This is a genomic window from Caulobacter sp. UC70_42, assembly GCF_044056025.1.
Lineage (GTDB): Bacteria > Pseudomonadota > Alphaproteobacteria > Caulobacterales > Caulobacteraceae > Caulobacter.
Window position 1 is genome coordinate 2,611,331 of sequence record NZ_CP171994.1, and the last position, 15,247, is coordinate 2,626,577.

Genomic DNA, 15,247 nt, shown 5'->3' on the forward strand with positions numbered 1-15,247 from the left:
TCCTCTGCGGGTCCTGATCGTCGAGGATGAGCTGTTCGTGGCCATGCTTGTCGAGGACCTGTTGGGCGATCTGGGCTGCCACGTCGTCGGCCCGGCCGCCTCGGCGTCGGAGGCCGTCCGCGCCGCCCGGTGGGAATCCTTCGATTTCGCCCTGCTCGACGTCAATCTCGGCGATGGGCAGACCTCGTTCGAGACCGCAGAGATTCTTCGCGAGCGCGGCGTGCCCTTCGCGTTCGTGACCGGTTACGGCGAGCAGGGCGTGCGCGCGGACCTGCGCGACGCGCCGGTGCTCGCCAAGCCCATCGACCCCCGCCATCTGGCGCGGGTGATCGACCGGCTGACCAACAGCTAAAAGCCACGCTTAGGCCTGACTTCCGCCATCGACCTCCGCGCTAGTGCCGCGACCGGGGGTTTAGAGGGGCGGACCGTGCGGCGACGACGGTGGGGCGTGCTGCTGGCCTCGGGCGTGTTCCATGCCCTGCTGGTGCTGCTGTTCATGTTCGATCTGGGCCGCCGGCCCGTCGCCGAGGCGCCGCCGGCCATGACCGTCTGGCTGGAGCGCGCGCCGACTCCGCCCAGGTCCAAGCCCGCGTCGAGAGGCGGACCCAGAACGCCGAGCGCGACGACGAAGACCGCCCCGGCGCCGGTCGCGCCGGTCGCCGTTCCCGCCGCCCCCGCTTCGCCGTCGTCCTCTCGGGGGCGCCGCCGTCGCCGAGGCGCCGGCGCCCGACCTGCGGGGCCTGGGAGGCTGCCGACTGGCGGCGCTGGATCGCCTTCCCGCCGACGAAAGAGCCCGCTGCCAGGAGCGGCTGGCCCAGGCGATGGACAAGGGGCGGGCGGCGAGCCCGAATCTCGACCCGACCGGCCGCTTCGCCCGTGACGCCAGGCCCTATCTGACGCGACCGCCGAAGAACGGCTGCAAGCCCGTGGCGGCGGTCAAGGACGAGGTGACCGGCCAGACCAGCGCCACCCTCGGCATCGGCTGCGCGTGGTCATTCTAAGCTTGAGCGGTTGCGCGCGCGAAGGCCGCCGTCGATAATCTCATGTCGCATCCGCAACACAGCCGAGCTTCATGGCCTTCCTCCGCCGCCTCGCCCTGCCGCTCCTGATGGCCGCCGCGTGCGCCGTGTCGGGCTGCGCCTACAACGCCGATCTCGGGCGCGACCAGCTCCTGATCGTCAATGACGACAACCTGGCCGCCGAGGGCGAGAAGGCCTGGGCCGACACGCTTCGCACCGCCTACATCTCCAAGGAGCCGCGCAAGAACGCCCGCGTCCAGGCCGTCGGCCAGCGGGTGATCGCCGCGGCGGGCCTGTCGAACCGGCCGTGGGACTATGCGGTGTTCCTGGACGAGGCCCCCAACGCCTTCGTGCTGCCCGGGGGGCATGTCGGGGTGACCGTCGGCCTGCTCTCCATGGTGCAGAACGACGACCAGCTGGCCGCCGTGATCGGCCACGAGGCCGGCCACGTCGTCGCCCACCACGCCGCCGAGCGGGTCTCCCAGGAGCGGACCTCGAAGATCCTGCTGGGCATCGCCGGAGCGGCGGCCGGCGGCACCGATTTCGGCAAGCTGCTCAAGGATCACGGCGGCGACGCGGCCAAGTACGGCGTGCTGCTGCCGTTCTCGCGCAAGCAGGAGCTGGAGGCCGACCGCCTGGGCGTCGATTTCATGCAGCGCGCCGGCTATCGGCCGCGCGAGGCGGTGGTCCTGTGGCGCAACATGCAGGCCCAGGACGCGGCCTCGGGCCAGGCGTCGGGCGGCGAGCTGAGCTCGACCCACCCCTCGGACGCGGTGCGGATTTCCGAACTCGAACGTTATCTCGCCAGCAAGGGGTGGTAGGTCTTGTGTGGCTGATCCGCCACACCTAAATGCCCCATCGGAGCGCGTTGTGCTTAGTCAAGGCGGCGCGCCCCGATCCGCCTAGGAAGGGGACATCATGAATATCGACCTCTACTCGGACCGCGCCAAACAGGCCGTCCAATCCGCCCAGAGCCTGGCCCTCGCGCGAGGCCACCAACAGTTCGCGCCCGAACACATCCTCAAGGTCCTGCTCGAGGAGAAGGACGGCCTGAGCCGCGCCCTGATCCAGAGCGCCGGCGGCCGCCCCGACCAGCTGGACGGCGGCGTCGAGACCCTGCTGGCCAAGACCCCGCGCGTCGACGGCGCCGGCGGCCAGCTGTACATGAAGCCCGACACGGCCCGCGTCTTCGCCGAGGCCGAGAAGGGCGCCAAGGCGGCCGGCGACGCCTTCGTCACCACCGAGCGTCTGCTGATCGCCATCGCCAAGGAAGGCGCCGACGCGGCCAAGCTGTTCAAGGAGGCCGGCGTCTCGGCCCAGGCCCTGGAGACGGCCGCCAACGCCATTCGCAAGGGCCGCACCGCCGACAGCGCCAACGCCGAGGAAGGCTACGAGGCGCTGAAGCGCTACGCCCGCGACCTGACGGCGGCGGCGCGCGACGGCAAGCTGGACCCGGTGATCGGCCGCGACGAGGAAATCCGCCGCACGATCCAGGTCCTGTCGCGCCGCACCAAGAACAACCCCGTCCTGATCGGCGAGCCCGGCGTCGGCAAGACCGCCATCGTCGAGGGCCTGGCCCTGCGCATCGTCAACGGCGACGTGCCCGAAAGCCTGAAGGACAAGCAGCTGCTGTCGCTGGACATGGGCAGCCTGATCGCCGGCGCGAAGTACCGCGGCGAGTTCGAGGAGCGCCTGAAGGCGGTCCTGAGCGAGGTCACGGCGGCCGAGGGCTCGATCATCCTGTTCATCGACGAGATGCACACCCTGGTCGGGGCCGGCAAGGGCGACGGGGCCATGGACGCCTCCAACCTGCTCAAGCCCGCTTTGGCGCGCGGCGAACTGCACTGCGTCGGCGCCACCACGCTGGACGAGTACCGCAAGCACGTCGAGAAGGACGCGGCCCTGGCCCGTCGCTTCCAGCCGGTGTTCGTGCAGGAGCCGACGGTCGAGGACACCATCTCGATCCTGCGCGGCCTGAAGGAGAAGTACGAGGTCCACCACGGGGTGCGAATCTCGGATAGCGCCATCGTGGCCGCCGCCACGCTGTCCAACCGCTACATCGCCGACCGCTTTCTGCCGGACAAGGCCATCGACTTGGTCGACGAGGCCTCCAGCCGCGTGCGCATGGCGATCGACTCCAAGCCCGAGGAACTGGACGAGATCGACCGCCGCCTGGTGCAGCTGAAGATCGAGCGCGAGGCGCTGAGCAAGGAGACCGACGCGGCCTCCAAGCATCGCCTGGAGAACCTCGAGGTCGAGATCGACGACCTGCAGTTCCGCAGCGACGAAATGACCGCCAAGTGGAAGGCCGAGAAGGAGAAGGTCGGCGGCGCGGCGCAAGCCCGTGAAGCCCTCGACCGCCTGCGCGCCGACCTCGCCAACGCCCAGCGCGCCGGCGACTTCGCCCGCGCCGGCCAGATCCAGTACGGCGAAATCCCGGCCCTGGAACGCCGCCTGGCCGAGGCCGAGGCTGGCGAGGACGATGGCAAGGCCCTGACGCCGGAAGTCGTCGACGCCGAGCAGATCGCCGCGGTCGTCAGCCGCTGGACCGGGGTGCCGGTCGAGAAGATGCTGGAAGGCGAGCGCGAGAAGCTGCTGAAGATGGAGGACGAACTGCGCGGTCGCGTGGTCGGTCAGGACGAGGCCCTGGCGGCCGTGTCCGACGCCGTCCGCCGCGCGCGGGCCGGCCTGCACGACCCGACCAAGCCGATCGGCTCGTTCCTGTTCTTAGGACCCACGGGCGTGGGCAAGACCGAGCTGACCAAGAGCCTGGCCGAGTTCCTGTTCGCCGACGAGCACGCCATCACCCGGATGGACATGTCCGAGTACATGGAAAAGCACTCGGTCAGCCGCCTGATCGGCGCGCCTCCCGGCTATGTCGGCTACGACGAGGGCGGCGCGCTGACGGAAGCCGTCCGTCGCCGTCCGTACCAGGTGGTGCTGTTCGACGAGATCGAGAAGGCTCACCCGGACGTCTTCAACGTGCTGCTGCAGGTGCTGGACGACGGTCGCCTGACCGACGGCCAGGGTCGCACGGTCGACTTCCGCAACACGCTGATCATCATGACCAGCAACCTCGGCGCCGAGTTCCTGGCCAACCAGGAGGAGGGCGAGGACGTGGAAGCCGTCCGGCCGATGGTGATGAACATGGTGCGCGGCCACTTCCGCCCCGAGTTCCTCAACCGGATCGACGAGATCATCCTGTTCAAGCGCCTGTCGCGCCACAACATGGGCGATATCGTCACGATCCAGCTGCAGCGGGTCGAGAAGCTGCTGGCCGACCGTCGCATGAGCCTGGCGATCGACGCCGAGGCCCTGAACTGGCTGGCCGACAAGGGCTACGACCCGGTCTATGGCGCGCGCCCCTTGAAGCGCGTGATCCAGAAGGAGCTGATCGACCCGATCGCCCGCAAGCTGCTGGCGGGCGAGATCGAGGACGGCGGCGTCATCGCCGTCGGGGTCCAAGATGGCCAGCTGTCGTTCGGCAAGGCAACGCTGCAGCAGGGCGCCGTCGAAGTCGAATGGCCGGTTAGGACGGCGCTACGTCGCTGGCCGATCAAAATGGGCGTCTTGGGCCCGTTTTGATCGGCGGCGATTATTCGCATAACGACGATATCTTTATGTTGAAAGTCTGGTTGCACTAACTAATAATGCCCTCGATGCGTGTCTTTGCGGATGGCTAGGCACGCTGCAAATCCGATTGGGGGGGTGGTTATGCGTGTCTTTCTAACGCTTTGCGCTTCGCTGCTGCTTGCGGGTTGCGGCACCGTGGTCAAGGATCGAAGCCAGACGCCGATGTCGCCGATGGGTGGGTTCGGGACCAGCTTGGGCACCGGCAAGACCAATCCGCCGCCGGGGCGCGACCCCAAGACCTGGAATAGCGCCGATATTGTCACGATCGATGTGCCCGGCTTCCTCGACAGCTATTCCGGCAAAAACAGCAGTGGGAATTTCGAGAGAGCCCTGGCGGGGTTCTCCGCCGGCGACAAAGAGAAGCTAAAATTAAATCGAAATGAGATCGTCGGCGCACTGCTGATGGCCTCGGAGAAGAACTGCGAGGTCTATCTACAATACCTTCGCGGCAACCAGGTCGCCATCAAGGGCTTCTCGACGATGGCGGCCTCCATTCTGGCGGGCGCGGCCACGGTCACCACGCCCGAGCGAAGCAGCAAGCTGCTGGCGGCGCTCGCGGGGATCTCGACGGGGGTTGGCGGCAATCTGGCAGACGCGGTGTTTTCCAGCCGCGCGGCCGACGCGATTGTCTCGGGGATCAATGCCGAGCGCGCGGCGGTCAAGTCCGAGCTGCTTGGCCGGATGGAGGACAGCTATGAGGCGTGGCCAGTCAGCTTGGCGCTCGCGGGCGTCGTGACTTATCACTCGCGCTGCAGCGCCGTCTCGGGGCTCGCCTATCTGCAGGGATCCGCCGAGGGCCAGAAGAAGACGACCGAAACACCCAATGCGGTTCTCAAGCAAACCATGGTCGATGACGCGGTGAAGGCTGCCTTGACGCCCGAAACACCATCGCCGGATCCTGCCGCGCCCCCTAAAAAGAGTGTCAGGCCTGGGCTCTGAGCGGGCCTAGTGTTGCATAGGGAGCCGCTCCGGAAGGGGCGGCCCTTTTCTTGAGGCCACATCGGGGTATTCCCCCGCATGGCCAAAACCACCAAGCTCACCGTCGAGTTCGACATCGAGGTCGACGAAAACCCCTATGTCTGGCGGCTGCATCGCCTGCCGCAGTGGAACTACGACCCGTCGGAGCGGCACGGCAAGGTGCTGGCCGTCCGTCACAAGGAAGGCCAGCGCGAGGCGCTGATCGAGTTCCCGCCCGGCCCCAAGCCCAAGTTCAGCGCCCCGCCGCTGAAGCCCTCGCAGATCCCCGTCCGCATCGTCGCCAAGGCCATCGCCTCGGCCATCGAGGCGGGCTGGGAGCCGCTGTCGCGCGGCAAGCCGGTGGTGATCTATGTCGACGAGGAGGGGGCCTGAGGGGCGGTCGCGACGCGGGGCGAGGCGCGTGTTTCTTCTCTTGCGCGAACAGAGGGCGAACGTCATCTTTCGTCCATGAGCAAGATCTCACCCAAGTCGAGCACGGCTCCCCGGCGCCTGGGTCGTAGCGCCGTAACCGGCGGGTTCATCATGGCCCCGTACCCCAAGAAGGGCGGCATAGATCCGAAGAAGATCGAGGCCGTGGTCAAGTCGGTCACTTCGAACCGCAAGGACGCATGACCGTCGAGGTCAGCGCGCCGTCCGACGTCTTCATCAACTGTCCCTTCGATCGGGACTACGCGCCGCAGTTCGAGGCCCTGATCTTCGGCGTGCTGGCTTGCGGTTTTCGCCCCCGTACCGCGCGCGAATTGGACGACGGCGGCCAGACGCGGATCGACAAGTTGTACGGCATCATCGAGCAATGCCGGTACGGCGTGCACGATCTTTCGCGCACCCAACTCGACGCCGCCAGCGGCCTGCCGCGTTTCAACATGCCGCTCGAACTCGGCATCTTCCTGGGCGCCAAGCGGTTCGGAGGCGATGCGCATAACACCAAGCGCTGCCTGATCCTGGATGTGGCGCCCTATCGATATCAGCAGTTCATCTCCGACCTGGCGGGCATGGATATCGCCGACCATGGGGGCGAGGTCGCTCGAACCTTGACGAATTTGCGCAACTGGCTGGCCAACGTCTCCCGTCGTCACGGCGTGATAGGCGGTCCGGCGCTCGTCGCGGCGCATGATCGCTTCCGCGCCGACCTGCCGGCCATGGCCGACGCGCTCGGCTTGGATCCGGCCGATGTTCCCTACGTGGATTTCGAGCGGATCGCGATCAGCTGGCTGGCGCCTAGCGCGCCCGCAGCCCCGCCATCATCACGCTGAGCAGCCGTCGCGCGCCTGCGTCCCAGCCGGGTTGTTCGTAGCCGAGGCTGAGGCCGCTCATCATCCGCAGGATGTCCTCGAAGCCGATGTCCGCGCGGATGTCGCCGGCGGCGAGGGCGGCTTCGGTCAACCGCTGCAGCGCCGGCAGGATGGTCGCGCCGGAACTGGCATAGACCCGCGAGCCCTCGCCCGGATCGGCGCGCAAGGCCGGGGCCACCACGCGCTTGGTGGCCATGTAGTCGATAAGCAGATCCAGCCAGGCTTCGAGCGCCTCACCCGCCGGGCGCCGGGCCAGCAGGTCGTCGGCGGCCTTGGCCAACTGGTCCAGCTCCCGCGAATAGACCGCCGCCACCAGCGCCTCGCGGGTGGGGAAGTGGCGATAGAGCGTGCCGATGCCGACGCTGGCCCGTCGCGCGATGTCTTCCAGCGGCGCCTCGGGCCCGACCTCGCCGAAGGCCGTCTTGGCCGCCGTCAGCAACAGGTCGCGGTTGCGCAGGCTGTCGGCGCGCGGCTTGCGCGGGGCCTTCTCCACGATGGTTTCTGAATCTTCGGGCATCGATCTTGAAAAACGGAGGCTGCCTCCGAATATATATCCGGAGCCATCCTCCATTTAATCCTCCGGATCGGCTCGGACAACAACCCTGCAAGGGATCGAGAGAGTCATGAGCACTTCCTTCGGCGCCAAATCCACCACCGACGACGTCCTGGCCGGCGTCGACCTCAAGGGCAAGCGGGTGCTGGTCACCGGCGTCTCGGCTGGCCTGGGCGTCGAGACCGCCCGCGCCCTGGCCGCCCACGGCGCCGATGTCGTCGGCGCGGCCCGCGACCTCAAGAAGGCCGAGGGCGCGACCGCCGTCGTCCGCGAGGCGGCGGCCAAGAGCGGCGGCTCGCTGCAACTGATCGAACTGGACCTGGCCGATCTCGCCAGCGTCCGCGCCGCCGCCGACGCCCTGGTGGCCGACGGCCGCGCCTTCGACCTGGTCATCGCCAACGCCGGGGTCATGGCCCCGCCGTTCGGCAAGACCGTCGACGGCTTCGAGACCCAGTTCGGCACCAACCACCTGGGCCACTTCGTGTTCGTCAACCGCATCGCCAGCCTGCTGAAGGCCGGGGCGCGCGTTGTGTCCCTGGCCTCGGCGGGGCACCGCTTCTCGGATGTCAATCTCGAGGACCCGAACTTCGAGACCACCGACTACGTGCCGTTCGAGGCCTATGGCCGCTCCAAGACCGCCAACATCCTGTTCGCCGTCGAGTTCGATCGTCGCCACAAGGAACGCGGCGTGCGGGCCGTGGCCGTGCATCCGGGCGGCATCCAGACCGAGCTGGCCCGCCACCTCGACCCGGCCTTCATCCAGGGCTGGATCGAGCAGCTGAACGCCCAGGCCGCGGCCGAGGGCCAGCCGCCGATCGAGTGGAAGACCATTCCGCAGGGCGCGGCCACCAGCGTCTGGGCTGGCGTCGTCGCCCCGGTCGAGACGGTCGGCGGCCTCTATTGCGAAGACTGTCACGTCGCGGAACTGGCCGAGGACGCCTCGCAGATCCGCGCCGGCGTCCGGAGTTACGCCCTCGATCCCGCCCACGCCCAGGCCCTGTGGGCGCTGAGCGAGAAGCTGGTCGGGGAAACGTTCTAGGCTCGCGGCATAGCGCCTGGGGCCTGTGGGCCTCGGGCGCGGTCGCGCGCTATCGTCGCTTCAGTTTCTTCAGCGCCGCCTGCATCGCCAGGGCCTGGGCGGCGGGCGGCTTGCCCGCGTCGCGCGCTTCCTGGCGCGCGGCCTCGGCGACCAGCGGCGCGGTGGCCGCGTCCAGCCGGTCGAACGCCTCGTGAATCATGGCCGGTAATTGGCGCGGTTTGGGCTGGGGAACCAGCGCGGCGACCTTGCGGGCCTCGGCGGCCAGCTGGCCGCAGAGTCTGGCCTTGTCGCGAGCCTTGGCGATGACGGCCGGGTCGTCGCTGGCCTCGGCCAGCGCCCAGGCTGCGTCGAGGGCGGCCATCAACTTGACTTGCAGGTCCGCGCACCAGGCGCTGGGGGTGGGGGAGGCGCTCATGGGGAAGAGCATGAGGGCGTCGCGACAGGCGGGGATAAGAAACGGGTGTTTTTGTGTAAGGCGCTGTGAAGACTGGGAAAGTGTGGCGATAGAGCGGGGACAGGAGCGGGCGCAGCGCTCCTTTTCTCCTCCCCCTCTTGGGGGAGGGGGACCGCCGAACGGCGACGGCGGTGGAGGGAGTCTGCGCCGCGCCAATTGGGTCCGCGCTGTCCCCCTCCGTCACGGCGCGTATTCGCGCCGCGCCACCTCCCCCAGCAGGGGAGGAGAGCCGCAGGTCGCCCCGCCCCTGTGGATAACTTTAGGCCCCGAACCCTGCGCCCACGACCGCCCGCGCCACGTCGGCCAGCACCGCGCTGCGGACGTCGTCATCCGCCGAGCCCTGGTCGTGGAAGGCGGCGACGAACAGCGGCTTGCGCCCCGGCGGCCAGATCACGGCGATGTCGTTGGTCTGGTCCTGGCCGTTGTTGCCGGTCTTGTCGCCGACCTTCCAGCCGCGGGGCAGCCCGGCGCGCAGGCGCTTGTCGCCGGTGCGGTTGGCCACGACCCAGGCGGTCAGTCGCTTGCGGGAGGCGGTCGACAGGGCGTCGGTGGTCAGCAGGGTTTTCCAGGTCTCGACGATGGCCGCCGGCGTGGTGGTGTCACGCGGATCGTCCGGGGCGCCGGTGTTGAGCTCGGGCTCGCGGCGGTCGCAGCGGGTGGTCTGGTCGCCCCAGCGCCCGCAGGAAGCGGGTCAGGTCGGTGGGAGCGCCCAGGGCGTCGAGCAGCAGATTGGCGGCGGCGTTGTCGCTGAGGGTGATGGTGGCCGCGCAGAGCTCGCCGATGGTCATGCCCTGGGCCAGGTGTTTCTCGACCGCCGGCGAATTGCCCATCAGCACCTCGCGGCCATAGGTCACCCGGCGGTCCAGGCGCTCGCGGCCCTGGTCGACCCGGCGCAGGATGGCCGCCGCCAGCGGCATCTTGAAGGTGCTGCACATGCGGAATCGCTCGTCGCCGCGCCAGGCGAACCGACGGCCATCCTGGGTGTCCAGCACCGCCACCCCGAGGCGACCGCCGCTGCGTCGTTCCAATTCGTTAATATGTGAGCTAAGGGCGGAGGAAGGCGGACTGGCGAAGACGGCGGCCTGGGACGGTACGGGCGCGAGGACGGGCGCGGCCGCCAGGGCCGTCAGAAACATGCGACGATCAAGCATTTATGGGGTCTCCTTGCCCGGCGAACCTGCCTGGGGCTGGCCTTGGCCGCAAACGACGATACCTTGGCGGAGCCCCTAGCTGAATTTGGGTCTTTGGAGTTCCGGTCCGCATGAGTCGCGCCCAACTGCCGCTGAACGCCCTGCGCGCCTTCGAGGCCTCGGCCCGGCATCTGTCGTTCACCCGGGCGGCGATCGAGCTGTGCGTGACCCAGGCCGCCGTCAGCCACCAGGTGAAGGGGCTGGAGGCCCGGCTGGGCGCGGCGCTGTTCCGTCGCCTGCCGCGCGGTCTGGCCCTGACCGACGAGGGCCTGGCCCTGCTGCCCAGCGTGCGGGACTCGTTCGACAAGCTGGGCGACGTGCTGGCCCGCTTCGAGGGCGGCCGGGTGCTGGAGGTCCTGAGCGTCGGGGTGGTGGGCACCTTCGCCGTCGGCTGGCTGCTGCCGCGCCTGCCGGCCTTCCGCGAGGCCCATCCGTTCGTCGATCTGCGGCTGTTCACCAACAACAACCGCACCGATCTGGCGGGCGAAGGGCTGGACTGCGCGGTGCGGTTCGGCGACGGGGCCTGGCATGGCACGGAGGCCGCGCCGCTGTTCGAGGCCCCGATGAGTCCGCTCTGCGCGCCGGCGGTGGCCGAGCGACTCTCCGATCCGACCGACCTGTTCGCCGAGACCCTGCTGCGCAGCTATCGCGCCGCCGACTGGCCGGACTGGTTCGCCGCCGCTGGCTTGTCGCCGCCGCCGATCCGTGGTCCGGTGTTCGACAGTTCCTGGGTGATGGTCGAAGCGGCGCTGTTGGGCGCCGGCGTCGCCCTGGCCCCGCCGATGATGTTCGAGCGTCATCTGCGGGAAGGGCGGCTGCTCCAGCCCTTCGAGACTCAGGTCAGCGCCGGCCGCTACTGGCTGACCTGGCTGAAATCCAGGGGCCAAACTCCGGCCCTCGGGGCCTTCCTGGATTGGCTTTCGAGCTTCCGCGAAAACTAAAAAATCTTCGGAACCAATCTTGGTCAACGGCGCTTGCGCGCGGTATAGAAGTCGATGAAATAAACTGAAGTATCAATGGTCTAGCTTGACCCCGAAGCGCCGGAATCGCGCCCATCTTTGGTCAAGTTCTGCTGTCCGATTTGTCACCGCGAGCGTTGCAGGACGTCTCGCGCCCCCATTCTACGGACGAGACCCAAACAATGATAGCAAGCACGAAGACCATGATGGTCGCCGCCGCCCTGGTGATGGGCGGCCTGTCGGTCAGCGGCTGCGCGACCAAGAAGTTCGTCAATCAGCAGGTCGGCCAGGTCGAGACGCGGGTCAGCGCTCACGACACCCAGATCGGCGAACTCGACAAGACCTCCAAGGAAGCCCTGGACCGCGCCATCGCGGCCGGCAAGCTGGCCGAGGGCAAGTTCCAGTACGCCCTGGTGCTCAGCGATGACTCGGTGAAGTTCCCGGTCAACGCCGCGACCCTGTCGCCCGAGGCCGAGCAGCGCCTGTCGGAATTCACCGAGAAGCTGAAGGCCGACAACAAGAACGTGTACCTGGAGATCCAGGGCCACACCGACAATTCGGGCTCGAAGGAATACAACGACGAGCTCGGCGAAAAGCGCGCGGAAACCGTCCGCAAGTTCCTCAGCCAGCACGGCGTCGCCCTGAACCGCATGGCGACGATCTCATACGGCCAGGAAGCCCCCGTCGCCCCCAACGAGACGCGCGAAGGCCGGGCCCAGAACCGCCGCGTCGTGGTGATGGTGCTCAGCTAAGAGTTTGCGTTCCAGGTGGCCTTTCCCGGTGCGCATCAACCCGGGAAAGGCCATCAGGCGGACTCGCCGGCGCGGGAGTGAGCGCCGCGCCGGCGAGCTTTCCGCTGTCAGAGCGTGGCAGCCGAAAGTGTGAGCGGTTTCGGCGCCTGCCACGCTCCAAGTGTTTGAGATAGAGCCTGTTTATCCGTTTCTGATGTTTCCATCAGAAACGGACAGGCTCTTAGGCCTTGCGGAGGCGAGCCGCCGGCTCGCGGCGCGACAGGTTCGGATAGAGCTTGGCCTTGGCGGCCAGGGCGCCCTCCCAATCGGCGATGTCGGGCAGGGACGGGATCGTCACCAGCTCGCCCTTGTCGAAGCCGGCTAGCGCCGCGTCGACCATGTCGTCGACATCCATGATCGTGTTCGGATCCATCGCGTCGATGTCCGAGCCCGAGCGCTCCCAGATCTCGGTGCGCGTGGCGCCGGGCAGCACCGCCTGCAGGCGCACGGCCGAGTTGGCGAACTGCACGCGCAGGCCCTGGGTCAGGTAGGTCACGAAGGCCTTGGTCGCGCCATAGACCGGCATGCCCAGTTCCGGGATCAAGCCCACCACCGAGGCCAGGTTGATGATCGTCCCCTTGTCGCGGGGCACGAAGTTGCGGGCCGCCGCCGCCGCCAGGCGGGTCACGGCGGTGACGTTCAGCTGGATCATCTTCTCGAACGCGTCGGGATCGGTGGCCACGAAGTCGTTGGCGCCCGCCACGCCCGCATTGTTGACCAGCGCCGTGATGGCCGTATCGGTCGCCAGGCGCTGCTCGATCTTCAGCAGATCGGCCTTGTCGGTCAGGTCGGCCTTGATGACCTCGACCTTGACGCCGGTCTGGCCGCGCAGACGCTCGGCCAGGGCGTTCAGGCGGGCCTCGTCGCGGGCGACCAGGATCAGGTCGTAGCCGCGCTTGGCCAGGCGGTCGGCATAGACCGCGCCGATGCCGGTCGAGGCGCCGGTGATCAGGGCCGAGCCCTTGGTGTTGGTGTCGCTCATCGTGTTAGTCCTCAGTTCTCGCCAAGGCCCTGGTGGTCCGGCTTCCAGCTCTAGCTATGGGGTAACTTGCTTTTCGCAAGTGAGTGGCCAAATCTTTCGTCATGAGCAAATCTGAACGCCCCGCCACCCAATGTCCGGTCGGCCGCACGCTGGAGCGCGTGGGCGACGGCTGGACCCTGCTGATCCTGCGCGACGCGGCCCAGGGCCTGACCCGCTTCGACCAGTTCGAGAAGAGCCTTGGCGTCGCGCCGAACATTCTGACGAAGCGGCTGGCGGGGCTTGTCGAAAACGGACTTCTTGAGAAGCGCGCCTACAGCGAACGGCCGCCGCGCTACGAATATCTGCTGACGGACAGGGGCCGGGACTTCGCGCCGGTGCTGACGGCCATGCTGGCCTTCGGAAACCGGCACTTCGCCCTCGAGGGCGTGGCCGGACAGCTGGTCGATCGCGAGACGGGTGTCCCGGCCGAGCCGATCATGGTCGACCGGGTCAGCGGCAAGCCGATCACCAGCGAGCACTTCGCCTACGCCCCAGGACCGGCGGCGGGACCAGAGGTTCTGGCCCGCGTGGCCTTCATGGCGGAGCGCCAGGCCAAGGGGTGAAAAGGGTGGGCGTGGCCCCGACCTCGCCGGTGGCCGCCAACCGTAGGCCTAGGCGATCAGGTCCGGATCGTTCCGCTTCAGCCAGGCGGCCGCGTAGGAGCACAGCGGCGTGATCCGCATGCCTTCCGCCCGCGCCGTCTCGGCGACCTTGGTCATCAGCCGTCCGGCCGCGCCCGTGCCGCGCAGGGCCATGTCGGCCTCGACGTGCGGGATCACCAGCCGATGGCCGGAGCGCTGATAGTCGGCCACGGCCAGCAGGCCGTCGACCTCCAGCTCGTAGCGGCTGAGTTCGGGATTGTGGCGGAAGGTGTCGGTCATGACGGGGGAACGCGCCTTACGGAGAAGGGATGCTAAGGCTTAGGTAAGCCGTTGCGGCATCGCGGCAAGGCGCGCCCGAACGTCAGACCAGCTCGATCGCCATCGCGGTGGCTTCGCCGCCGCCGATGCACAAGGACGCCAGACCCTTGGTCTTGCCGCGCGATTGCAGGGCGTTGATCAGGGTGCACAGGATCCGCGCGCCCGAGGCGCCGATCGGGTGGCCCAGGGCGCAGGCGCCGCCGTTGACGTTCAGCTTGTCGGCGTCGAAGCCCAGTTCCTGCTGGGCGATCATCGGCACCACGGCGAACGCTTCGTTGATCTCGAAGAGATCGACGTCCTCGACCGACCAGCCGGCCTTCTTCAACGCCTTTCGCATGGCCGGCACGGGGGCGGTGGCGAACAGGGCCGGTTCGTGGGCGTGGGCGGCGTGGCTGACCACGCGGGCCAGGATCGGCAGGCCCAGGGCCTTGGCGACGCTCTCGCGCGTCATGACCAGGGCCGCGGCGCCGTCGCTGATCGAGGAGCTGTTAGCGGCCGTGACGCCGCCGTCGCGGCTGAAGGCCGGGCGCAGGGTCGGGATCTTGGCCGGATCGGCCTTGACCGGCTGCTCGTCGGTGTCGACCACCTCGGTCCCCTTGCGGCTGACGACGGTGACCGGGGTTATCTCGGCCTTGAAGGCGCCGCTCTCGACGGCGGCCTTGGCCTTCATCAGGCCCTTGGTCGCGTAGTCGTCCATGGCCTCGCGGGTGAACTGGTACTGGGCGGCGGTGTCCTCGGCGAAGGCGCCCATCAGCTTGCCGGGCGTATAGGCGTCCTCCAGCCCGTCCAGGTACATGCTGTCCCACAGCTGGTCGTGGCCGATGCGGGCCCCGCCGCGGTGCTTGGACATCAGGTAGGGCGCGCCGGTCATGCTCTCCATGCCGCCGGCCACCACGACATCGACCGATCCGGCCTTCAGGGCGTCGTGGGCCAGGATCGCGGCCTGCATGCCGCTGCCGCACATCTTGTTGACGGTCGTGGCCTCGACGGAAAGGGGAAGCCCCGCGCCCAGCGCCGCCTGGCGGGCCGGCGCCTGGCCCAGGCCCGCCGGCAGCACGCAGCCCATGAAGATCTGCTCGACCTTGTCGCCCGCAACGCCGGCCCGTTCGATGGCCGCCTTGACCGCCGTCGCGCCCAGCTCGGTGGCCTTCACCCCGCCCAGGGCGCCCTGGAAGCCGCCCATCGGCGTGCGGGCGTAGGAGACGATGACGACGGGATCGGACGCGGACATGGTTTAGCTCCCTGAGCGTGATAGCCGAAAGTGGAAGCCGGTTTCGGCGGCTATCACGCTCCGGCTTTTTGAATTGGCGTCGTTCGGCAAGCCGAACCACGATGGATATATTTTAAGGCGGGATAGACCCCCACCGCCTCATCGCGCGCAAGGGGTTTGCGAGATTG

General features: G+C 68.3%; 17 protein-coding genes and 2 pseudogenes. 12 read left to right on the forward strand and 7 right to left on the reverse strand.

Annotation, left to right across the window (positions count from 1 at the left end; translation table 11 throughout):
- Positions 1–4 precede the first annotated feature (4 nt).
- The 8 genes and pseudogenes from ACHMW8_RS13180 to ACHMW8_RS13215 all read left to right on the forward strand — a co-directional run bounded on the left by ACHMW8_RS13180 (position 5) and on the right by ACHMW8_RS13215 (position 6,883).
- Entirely contained in the window at positions 5–352 is a 348-nt protein-coding gene (locus tag ACHMW8_RS13180; RefSeq protein WP_255414584.1) for a response regulator, read from the forward strand.
- A 469-nt stretch (positions 353–821) separates the two neighbouring features.
- On the forward strand, positions 822–1,001 hold the full coding sequence (locus ACHMW8_RS13185; RefSeq protein WP_395445780.1) for a hypothetical protein: 180 nt from the start codon (positions 822–824) through the stop codon (positions 999–1,001).
- A gap of 71 nt (positions 1,002–1,072) precedes the next feature.
- The gene (locus ACHMW8_RS13190) at positions 1,073–1,840 is read left to right on the forward strand and encodes a M48 family metallopeptidase (protein WP_395445781.1); all 768 of its coding nucleotides are present in this window, start codon (positions 1,073–1,075) and stop codon (positions 1,838–1,840) included.
- A gap of 97 nt (positions 1,841–1,937) precedes the next feature.
- Positions 1,938–4,520, forward strand: a pseudogene (gene clpB / locus ACHMW8_RS13195) (ATP-dependent chaperone ClpB); the annotation flags it as partial.
- A 213-nt stretch (positions 4,521–4,733) separates the two neighbouring features.
- Positions 4,734–5,591, forward strand: coding sequence for a hypothetical protein (locus tag ACHMW8_RS13200; RefSeq protein WP_125156024.1), 858 nt, complete (start codon positions 4,734–4,736; stop codon positions 5,589–5,591).
- Positions 5,592–5,669: 78 nt separating this feature from the next.
- A complete protein-coding gene (locus tag ACHMW8_RS13205) occupies positions 5,670–6,002 on the forward strand; it encodes a hypothetical protein (RefSeq protein WP_125156025.1) in 333 nt (110 codons plus the stop codon).
- 75 nt (positions 6,003–6,077) lie between these two features.
- On the forward strand, positions 6,078–6,242 hold the full coding sequence (locus ACHMW8_RS13210; RefSeq protein WP_395445782.1) for a hypothetical protein: 165 nt from the start codon (positions 6,078–6,080) through the stop codon (positions 6,240–6,242).
- A complete protein-coding gene (locus ACHMW8_RS13215; RefSeq protein ID WP_395445783.1) occupies positions 6,239–6,883 on the forward strand; it encodes a hypothetical protein in 645 nt (214 codons plus the stop codon). Before ACHMW8_RS13210 ends, ACHMW8_RS13215 begins: the two co-directional genes overlap by 4 nt.
- Here ACHMW8_RS13215 and ACHMW8_RS13220 read toward each other — a convergent pair.
- A complete protein-coding gene (locus tag ACHMW8_RS13220) occupies positions 6,849–7,439 on the reverse strand; it encodes a TetR/AcrR family transcriptional regulator (protein ID WP_395445784.1) in 591 nt (196 codons plus the stop codon). The two genes, ACHMW8_RS13215 and ACHMW8_RS13220, sit on opposite strands and share 35 nt — an antisense overlap.
- Before the next feature lie 106 nt (positions 7,440–7,545).
- On the opposite strand from ACHMW8_RS13220, the gene ACHMW8_RS13225 reads away from it, so the two are divergent.
- A complete protein-coding gene (locus tag ACHMW8_RS13225; RefSeq protein ID WP_395445785.1) occupies positions 7,546–8,514 on the forward strand; it encodes an SDR family NAD(P)-dependent oxidoreductase in 969 nt (322 codons plus the stop codon).
- Positions 8,515–8,563: 49 nt separating this feature from the next.
- Here the strand turns inward: ACHMW8_RS13225 and ACHMW8_RS13230 are convergent, their stop codons facing one another.
- The 3 genes and pseudogenes from ACHMW8_RS13230 to ACHMW8_RS13240 form a co-directional block, all read right to left on the reverse strand.
- Positions 8,564–8,929 carry a hypothetical protein gene (locus ACHMW8_RS13230; protein ID WP_395445786.1) on the reverse strand — a complete coding sequence of 122 codons (366 nt, stop codon included), beginning with the start codon at positions 8,927–8,929 and terminating at the stop codon, positions 8,564–8,566.
- Positions 8,930–9,227: 298 nt separating this feature from the next.
- Positions 9,228–9,570: pseudogene (locus ACHMW8_RS13235) on the reverse strand (serine hydrolase); the annotation flags it as partial.
- Positions 9,568–10,119 (reverse strand): serine hydrolase, encoded by a 552-nt coding sequence (locus ACHMW8_RS13240; RefSeq protein ID WP_395445787.1) that lies wholly within the window; start codon positions 10,117–10,119, stop codon positions 9,568–9,570. The pseudogene ACHMW8_RS13235 and the gene ACHMW8_RS13240, both read right to left, overlap by 3 nt.
- A gap of 110 nt (positions 10,120–10,229) precedes the next feature.
- Between ACHMW8_RS13240 and ACHMW8_RS13245 the strand changes: the two genes are divergently transcribed.
- Both ACHMW8_RS13245 and ACHMW8_RS13250 read left to right on the forward strand, forming a co-directional pair.
- On the forward strand, positions 10,230–11,099 hold the full coding sequence (locus ACHMW8_RS13245; RefSeq protein WP_395445788.1) for a LysR family transcriptional regulator: 870 nt from the start codon (positions 10,230–10,232) through the stop codon (positions 11,097–11,099).
- Positions 11,100–11,299: 200 nt separating this feature from the next.
- The gene (locus ACHMW8_RS13250; RefSeq protein WP_125156032.1) at positions 11,300–11,869 is read left to right on the forward strand and encodes an OmpA family protein; all 570 of its coding nucleotides are present in this window, start codon (positions 11,300–11,302) and stop codon (positions 11,867–11,869) included.
- Between the two features lie 220 nt (positions 11,870–12,089).
- Here the strand turns inward: ACHMW8_RS13250 and ACHMW8_RS13255 are convergent, their stop codons facing one another.
- Positions 12,090–12,890 (reverse strand): SDR family NAD(P)-dependent oxidoreductase, encoded by an 801-nt coding sequence (locus tag ACHMW8_RS13255; protein WP_395445789.1) that lies wholly within the window; start codon positions 12,888–12,890, stop codon positions 12,090–12,092.
- A 101-nt stretch (positions 12,891–12,991) separates the two neighbouring features.
- Here ACHMW8_RS13255 and ACHMW8_RS13260 point away from each other — a divergent pair, with 101 nt between their 5' ends.
- Positions 12,992–13,492: a winged helix-turn-helix transcriptional regulator gene (locus tag ACHMW8_RS13260; RefSeq protein WP_395445790.1), complete on the forward strand. Its 501-nt coding sequence runs from the start codon at positions 12,992–12,994 to the stop codon at positions 13,490–13,492.
- 48 nt (positions 13,493–13,540) lie between these two features.
- Here ACHMW8_RS13260 and ACHMW8_RS13265 read toward each other — a convergent pair whose 3' ends face one another.
- Together ACHMW8_RS13265 and ACHMW8_RS13270 are read right to left on the reverse strand one after the other, a co-directional pair.
- Complete coding sequence (locus ACHMW8_RS13265; RefSeq protein ID WP_125156035.1) at positions 13,541–13,810, reverse strand: GNAT family N-acetyltransferase; 270 nt, start codon at positions 13,808–13,810, stop codon at positions 13,541–13,543.
- Between the two features lie 82 nt (positions 13,811–13,892).
- Positions 13,893–15,080 carry an acetyl-CoA C-acyltransferase gene (locus tag ACHMW8_RS13270; protein WP_395445791.1) on the reverse strand — a complete coding sequence of 396 codons (1,188 nt, stop codon included), beginning with the start codon at positions 15,078–15,080 and terminating at the stop codon, positions 13,893–13,895.
- Between the last annotated feature and the right edge of the window lie 167 nt (positions 15,081–15,247).

What these genes read in the sequence shown, in the direction of transcription:
- ACHMW8_RS13185 (WP_395445780.1), top strand. Translation starts at nt 822, where the DNA reads ATGGACAAGGGGCGGGCGGCGAGCCCGAATCTCGACCCGACCGGCCGC.
- ACHMW8_RS13190 (WP_395445781.1), top strand. Translation starts at nt 1,073, where the DNA reads ATGGCCTTCCTCCGCCGCCTCGCCCTGCCGCTCCTGATGGCCGCCGCG.
- ACHMW8_RS13200 (WP_125156024.1), top strand. Translation starts at nt 4,734, where the DNA reads ATGCGTGTCTTTCTAACGCTTTGCGCTTCGCTGCTGCTTGCGGGTTGC.
- ACHMW8_RS13205 (WP_125156025.1), top strand. Translation starts at nt 5,670, where the DNA reads ATGGCCAAAACCACCAAGCTCACCGTCGAGTTCGACATCGAGGTCGAC.
- ACHMW8_RS13210 (WP_395445782.1), top strand. Translation starts at nt 6,078, where the DNA reads ATGAGCAAGATCTCACCCAAGTCGAGCACGGCTCCCCGGCGCCTGGGT.
- ACHMW8_RS13215 (WP_395445783.1), top strand. Translation starts at nt 6,239, where the DNA reads ATGACCGTCGAGGTCAGCGCGCCGTCCGACGTCTTCATCAACTGTCCC.
- ACHMW8_RS13220 (WP_395445784.1), bottom strand. Translation starts at nt 7,439, where the DNA reads ATGCCCGAAGATTCAGAAACCATCGTGGAGAAGGCCCCGCGCAAGCCG.
- ACHMW8_RS13225 (WP_395445785.1), top strand. Translation starts at nt 7,546, where the DNA reads ATGAGCACTTCCTTCGGCGCCAAATCCACCACCGACGACGTCCTGGCC.
- ACHMW8_RS13230 (WP_395445786.1), bottom strand. Translation starts at nt 8,929, where the DNA reads ATGAGCGCCTCCCCCACCCCCAGCGCCTGGTGCGCGGACCTGCAAGTC.
- ACHMW8_RS13240 (WP_395445787.1), bottom strand. Translation starts at nt 10,119, where the DNA reads ATGCTTGATCGTCGCATGTTTCTGACGGCCCTGGCGGCCGCGCCCGTC.
- ACHMW8_RS13245 (WP_395445788.1), top strand. Translation starts at nt 10,230, where the DNA reads ATGAGTCGCGCCCAACTGCCGCTGAACGCCCTGCGCGCCTTCGAGGCC.
- ACHMW8_RS13250 (WP_125156032.1), top strand. Translation starts at nt 11,300, where the DNA reads ATGATAGCAAGCACGAAGACCATGATGGTCGCCGCCGCCCTGGTGATG.
- ACHMW8_RS13255 (WP_395445789.1), bottom strand. Translation starts at nt 12,890, where the DNA reads ATGAGCGACACCAACACCAAGGGCTCGGCCCTGATCACCGGCGCCTCG.
- ACHMW8_RS13260 (WP_395445790.1), top strand. Translation starts at nt 12,992, where the DNA reads ATGAGCAAATCTGAACGCCCCGCCACCCAATGTCCGGTCGGCCGCACG.
- ACHMW8_RS13265 (WP_125156035.1), bottom strand. Translation starts at nt 13,810, where the DNA reads ATGACCGACACCTTCCGCCACAATCCCGAACTCAGCCGCTACGAGCTG.
- ACHMW8_RS13270 (WP_395445791.1), bottom strand. Translation starts at nt 15,080, where the DNA reads ATGTCCGCGTCCGATCCCGTCGTCATCGTCTCCTACGCCCGCACGCCG.